This is a genomic window from Bacteroidota bacterium (assembly GCA_039111535.1).
GTDB lineage: Bacteria > Bacteroidota > Rhodothermia > Rhodothermales > JAHQVL01 > JBCCIM01.
The window spans coordinates 23,067-29,365 of the sequence record JBCCIM010000063.1; the positions used below are offsets into that span (position 1 = coordinate 23,067).

3 protein-coding genes are annotated in these 6,299 nt (G+C 51.4%); 1 reads left to right on the top strand and 2 read right to left on the bottom strand.

The annotated features are described in order from the left end of the window. Positions 1–29: 29 nt before the first annotated feature. On the bottom strand, positions 30–3,104 hold the full coding sequence (locus tag AAF564_11710; GenBank protein ID MEM8486207.1) for a serine/threonine-protein kinase: 3,075 nt from the start codon (positions 3,102–3,104) through the stop codon (positions 30–32). Positions 3,105–3,387: 283 nt separating this feature from the next. On the opposite strand from AAF564_11710, the gene AAF564_11715 reads away from it, so the two are divergent. Further along, complete coding sequence (locus AAF564_11715) at positions 3,388–5,781, top strand: hypothetical protein (protein ID MEM8486208.1); 2,394 nt, start codon at positions 3,388–3,390, stop codon at positions 5,779–5,781. Here the strand turns inward: AAF564_11715 and AAF564_11720 are convergent. Continuing rightward, positions 5,778–6,299: tannase/feruloyl esterase family alpha/beta hydrolase (locus AAF564_11720; protein ID MEM8486209.1), on the bottom strand; the 522-nt coding region annotated here is incomplete at its 5' end. The genes AAF564_11715 and AAF564_11720 overlap by 4 nt on opposite strands.

Below are 6,299 nucleotides of genomic sequence, written 5' to 3' on the forward strand. Positions count from 1 at the left end.
GTTTGACCTCAACCAGGCGTAGCAACATGTTATAATTGGGCGAGATATCTATCTGCTTCGCGGGTAAGTCGATTCTGTTCACCAAGGCCCTCAGCCAGGCGGCCACGGCCAAGAGACAACAGCGATTTGGCCCGGGCTTTTTCGCCACGCGCCAGATGATACATGCCAAGCGCAACCTCCGCTTCACCGATCCGCCAATCATCGGTCTCAAAGGCCTTTTGCCGTATGCGGAGCGAAGCTTCGAGCAGGGGCGCAGCTTCGTCTAGCCGGCCTTGCGACAAGTGCAACTTCCCCAGTGCAATCTGCGGACGCACACGTGTATGGTGATCCTCGGGCAAACTGCTTTTAGCAAATACAGCAATGGCTTCTTCCAAAAACTCCTGTCCCTCAGCAATCCGTCCCATTTCAAATAGAATCTGCCCTTTGATGGACATACTTACAGCTACAAAGCGGTGATTGGCATCAAGCTTCTCGCTGTCAATGTCGATAGCCAGATCGGCATAAGGCAGCGCTTCTTCATAACGTTCGAGCTTGTACAACACATTGGCCAGGTTGCTTGCGCATGAAGCCACGCCTGGATGTCGTTCGCCAAAATGTCTTTTTGCCAACACCAGCGACCGACGATGGATTACTTCTGCCTCTTCATAATTGCCAAGTGAACCAAGGGCAACACCAAGATTTGAGAGGGCAATTGCGATGGTAGGATGGTCTTTACCCAGTACTTCCTCACGCAACACCAGGGCTTCCTTGAGTTGGACTACCGCTTGCTTCAAATCGCCCATTCGGATATAGTTGCCACCCAAATTACCAAGCAACTCAATGGTAAAGGGATGTTTTTCACCAAGGGCATTGCGTTGAATATCCAGCGCTTCCAAATAGATGGCTTCGGCCTCTGTATTTTTCCCCATTTCGGTCAACACATTGCCAACCTGGTTCATGCCCTGAACAACAAGGGGATGGGCTTTGCCAAACAATTGCTCCCGGATTTCCAACCCTTCTTTGCCAAGCTGCTCAGCCTCTTCAAACTCTCCTTTGTTACGCAACACTTCAGACAGAGAATGCAAAACGCCAGCGAGGTTGTCGACATTCCCGTCCGGGTAGTCGCGATAAATTGCCAAAGCCTGGCCGAAGTATGTTTGGGCCAATTCAAATTCAGACAACAAACCAACAACATCGCCCATATGGGTGTAGACCGGAGCTGTGTTTAAATGTCCTTCACCATGAACGGCTATCAACGAATTCAAGGCTTCCAGATAAATGGCCTTGGCCTCATCATATTTCCCCAGGTCCGAGAAAACGGTTCCCAGCCTGTCTTGCGCTTGCGCATAGGCAGTAATCACAGTTTCTTCTGTAAGATCATATGAATACCCTAGCACATCAACCAGCAGGCTTTCAGCTTCCGTATAGCGACCCTGATCTTGGAGTACCGATGCAAGGAGGGTGTTATCCTGCAAGGTAGTTGTGCCACTGCTTGACCCAGAGGCCGCACGTCGTGTCTGGGCTTGCTCAACCCAACTTTCGGCTTTGTCGTACGCGCCCATGCGTTGGTACATGCGGCCAAATACAGCCATCATTTCCGACTGCAACGCCGGCTCTCCGCCAAGTTCTCCTTCTATGCGTTGCGCACCCCGTTCCAGAATATCATAGGCAGACAAAGTATCACCCAAGGCATTGTCCGGATCGGTTGACTCAAATACATCAACCAGAAATTCGGTGATACGAGCCGATTTAACGGCTTCACGCTGCGCAATGTCACGTTCTTCAGACGCTACGCGGGATTGCTCACGAGCAACCTGGGCCTGCATGAGGGTTCCGATTAAGCTGGCGATCAGCAATATAATAGCGAGGCTTGCAGAAAGTACGCCGGCTTTGTAACGGCCATAAAACTTGCGCATGCGGTAGCCGAGCGTATCCGGGCGTGCTTTTACAGGTAATCCAGCCTGGTATCGATCAACTTCATCAATCAATGCGGCCATTGACGGATAGCGACGCTCCGGCTCTTTACGAAGGGCCATCTGCACAATCATGTCCAGGTCCCCTTCTACGTGCTGCGTAAGCATAACCCCGGTGGTGCTGCGGGCACTGGCGATGTCTTCTATTGTGGAATTATCCACCTGGCTCTTCTGACGCAGCGAAGCGCTGGGCAGAGAAACCTTGTGCGTACGCATCGCTTTTTCGATAGCAGGAAACTGCCGAATTTCGAAGCGGATTGGCAATTGCCCGCATAGCAGTTCATACAGCAACACGCCCATGGCGTATACATCCGTTGCCGTGGTTATGGATTCGCCAAAAATCTGCTCGGGCGCAGCGTATTCAGGCGTCATCACCCGCCCACCTTGCATGGTAAGCGCAAGCACCGTTTCATCTATATCTTCGCTCAGCACCTTGGCAATGCCAAAATCAAGGAGCTTCACTTCACCGTCATTGGTCACGAGAATATTCGACGGTTTAAGGTCGCGGTGAACAATCAGATTACGATGCGCAAATGCTACAGCTTCTGCTACTTTTTTAAAAAGCTCCAGCCGGCGGTTGATATTCAGTTTTGCCTGGTCACAGTAGTCTGTTATGGGCACACCCTGTACAAACTCCATAATCAGATACGGGCGGCCATCTTCCGTAGCACCTCCATCGAGTAAGCGGGCAATGTTTGCGTGCTGCAAACCGGCCAGGATCTGACGCTCAGCCATAAAGCGGCGCACCAACTGATCGGTATCCATACCCCGCTTGAGGATTTTGAGCGCCACGGTATGGTCAAACTGACCATCTGCCCTGACTGCTTTGTACACCACGCTCATACCGCCACGACCAACTTCTTCCACGAGTTCGTATTCACCAAAGCGCGTGCCTTTTGTCGGGATCGGTCCGTAAGCATCTTCTGTTGAAAGTTGCTGGATAACCTGTGCAACATCAGCTGGCACATTGCCTTCAAGAAAAGTATCCGCTTCTCCGCCGGCCTCCCAAAGTTCCATCAATATTTTTCGCAACGCAGTATCATCCTGCGACGCTTCCTCCAGAAACATCGTCCGCTGCGCTGCCGGCAGGTCGAGTGCCTGATCCAGCAACGCCTCTATTTTTTTCCACTTATCTGAAGAGATGGGATCCAAGTAATGCCTCCTGCAATCAGGTTTACCGACGCAATAATAAGCTGTATGCTCATTTATAAACGTAATACCCGCGGGTCACGCGACATGTTACGACACGCTATTCAGATTTTTCTACGGGTGGTTGTTTTATTTGCTTCAACGCCGGCCAAAATATAATGTCAAACGCTGCATCTTTCTCTTCACTTACAATAAAAATATTCCACCCTACTATGTCGCTTTCAGGTCGTTATTTGCGCAAATTCGGGTATATTCAATCTGATGTCTAAATCAGTTCTCTACCCACATGAGCGCCTATCATTATATCATAACCGTACACGGCATGGGAGAAAGCCGATACGGAGAAACCACGTTACCTGTAATCAGCCGGTGTGCTGAAGTTGTCAACGACGTGCTAACACCCAAAGCCCAGACCTCAAAAGACCGCCGCGCTTCCTTCAAGAAAAAAGGCCGAGACTTTGTAACATTGGGCGCATACGTAGGTGCCAGTCCCCTCGAAAACAATGCCCGTCCCTGGGTTGAGTTTGAAGGCATTCCTACCGAAGCGGCGCCAAGGAAAACCTTCACCGGTATTGCAACCCATGACCCAGATGGCAAGCTGATACGGTTTGCCGAAATTTGGTGGAAAGACCTTGTAGATGTAAACGAACATGTTCTCGAACCTGCCAGTCCCTGGGCAGATGGACTGATTGGGCGGATCGAACGCATGAACACGCAGCCCCCCACCTGGATGCCACAACTCCTGTTCAAACTCCAGGATGTGCTAGGCCCGCTGCAAACTATTCTTGGATCGCGTGTACCCGATGTGGAAGATCTTGCGTTCAACAAATACCTGGGCGATGTACAGATCTACGCAGAATACGAACCGATGCGCGGTACCGCAGTACGTCGATTCCATGAGCGGATGAACCAGCTCTGTTCGGCGCACTACGACGCGTTCACCCACCTGCCCGAAGCTGAGCGCCCCAAACCACACTTTACCATCATTGCGCACAGCCTTGGCTCGATTATGTCGTTGGATGCACTGATGTACGCCCACCGAGCCTCCGGTACCACAACGGACACAGCCAACTTCCCTTTCCCAGGTTATGCAGCCGTTGATGCTGAGGCACCGGCAAACAACTGGATCAACTATGTGGATACCTTCGTGACTCTTGGATCTCCCATCGATAAATTTCTCTTGTTTTGGCCGTATCGATACCAATATCTCAATGACGAGGCCTGGATTGACCCCGCCCTGCGCAACAAGCGCCGGATACGACACATCAACTATTGCGACGAGCAAGACCCGGTAGGACAATCACTCGATACGCTGCGGTCTACCCGCGCTTATGCGCAGTTATTTACGGCAACGTTCGACGAACACAAGCCGGCATCGGATGATCACACCCCCACGGCAACCCGCGTTGTTCAGCGCGTTACCAACCAGGTCACCAAGACCATCCAAAACATCATCAAACGCACCGGGATAAACCGGGAAGGCGACAAAAACAACGAATTTGATGTAGTTTACCGCCGCTCCATCTGGCCCGGACTCGCTCATACGAGCTACTGGAAAGACAAAGATCTTTTCAAAAACATTCTGGAGCACGTCTTGAAAAACAAAGCCGGCTCCCGGTCCAATCCAAATGTTGTGCGGGACAAAAAAGGGATGTATATCCTGATTACGTTGCTCACTTATTTCATTGTGCCATTCCTGATTGTCGCGCTCGACACAATGACCTACGACTCTTTTCTCGAGCCAGAAAGCTGGAAAGGATACCTCGCCGTTGGAGCGCTCTTTGTTTGTGCTTGCTGGATTAGCCGGGAAGTGGTAAACCTGCTCGTCTGGTGGCGGCAACTGCTTCGCAACAAACGAAGCCGCGAGGTGGTCCCGCAGACGGTAACTTCCATCTTTGTAAAATGGATTGTGCGACTGGGTATGCCGCTGGTTGCGCTGGGTTTCGCCCAAGTTGCCATTGATAACTCTGGCACGTATGTCAATGAAGTCAAAACGCTTCAAACAGTGCCTGCCCCAACAAATACACCTGTGGATGGCACAGCAGCAGAAACCCTATGGCCGGCAACACCCGACTTCCTTGAACCCTTCTTGCTTATCAACGGCAAAACCCATGACGTATTCGCCTTCTGGCTCTGCCTTCTCGGCCTCTTGATGGCCCTGACAGCCTACCGGATGAACGCCAGTAATTTCAAGGAAAGCGCACGATATGAGTCATACCTTAGCATTCCGGTTGATATCATTGTTTTGTTGTCAGGATACTGGTTGTTACTCACCCTGTGGCAGGGCAATGAAAATCTGCAAATATTTGCAGGTAACATCTGGACCCACCCACTTGGCCTTACGTCACTGGCCGCACTGGCTGGTTGGCACCTCTTCACAGTTGTTCGAAACCTCACAGTAAAAAACAAAAAGCAGTTCCTGCAGATTACTCAGGAAATTGTGGTATCATTTATCGTGCTCGGGGTAGGCTGGCTGCTTGTTACCCAACTGACCACTTTTATTGGAGACTTCTTCCCCAGCCGTCTGAGCCCCGACGCGCGGATGCGCACGGCGTTTTTCTGCGTTATTGGATTTGTAGTGTGGATCTACATGGCGATGCGTTTCTACGTAGCCAAGGTCCAGTTAGGCGCAGACAAAGTGCCAAGATTTGCCTCGTATTACGGCAAATATGACACCTAGGGAGTTTCGCACCTGAATTGATCAGGCTCCGTGCCGTCACCCTCACCAAGGAAGACGGCGCGTGCAGGATACGCGCAGAGCGGGCGCTGCATGATTACCTTGCCTTGCTGGCGCTTGGTGGCCAGCAGCGTATCCGGCGCACGGTTTTCTTCTACCCATGCTTGTATGGCAGTCAGCCAGTCAGCAGCATCCGGCCCTGGTCCGCCGCCACAGTGATGTACGCCGGGCATAAGAAATAGACGAGTGAAGTCTGTTGCATGCGTATTCTGTTTCTGGACATCCTCAAAATAGTCGATGATGCCCAGGGCAGTTAGCGCAGCATCGGTCCATCCCGACCAGTAAATAATTTTCCCGCCGGCAACGTTAAAATGGGTCAGGTCTGGGTCTGTTGCATCGAGGATTGCCCCTCCAGCACGCGTATCACTTTCCCAATTGTCAAAATCGTACGCGGCGTAGGCCCAGTCTGGGTCATCAAAGAAAATATATTTAAAGAGTTCTGTACCGAAGGCAAATTGCAG

What these genes read in the sequence shown, in the direction of transcription:
- AAF564_11715 (MEM8486208.1), top strand. Translation starts at nt 3,388, where the DNA reads ATGAGCGCCTATCATTATATCATAACCGTACACGGCATGGGAGAAAGC.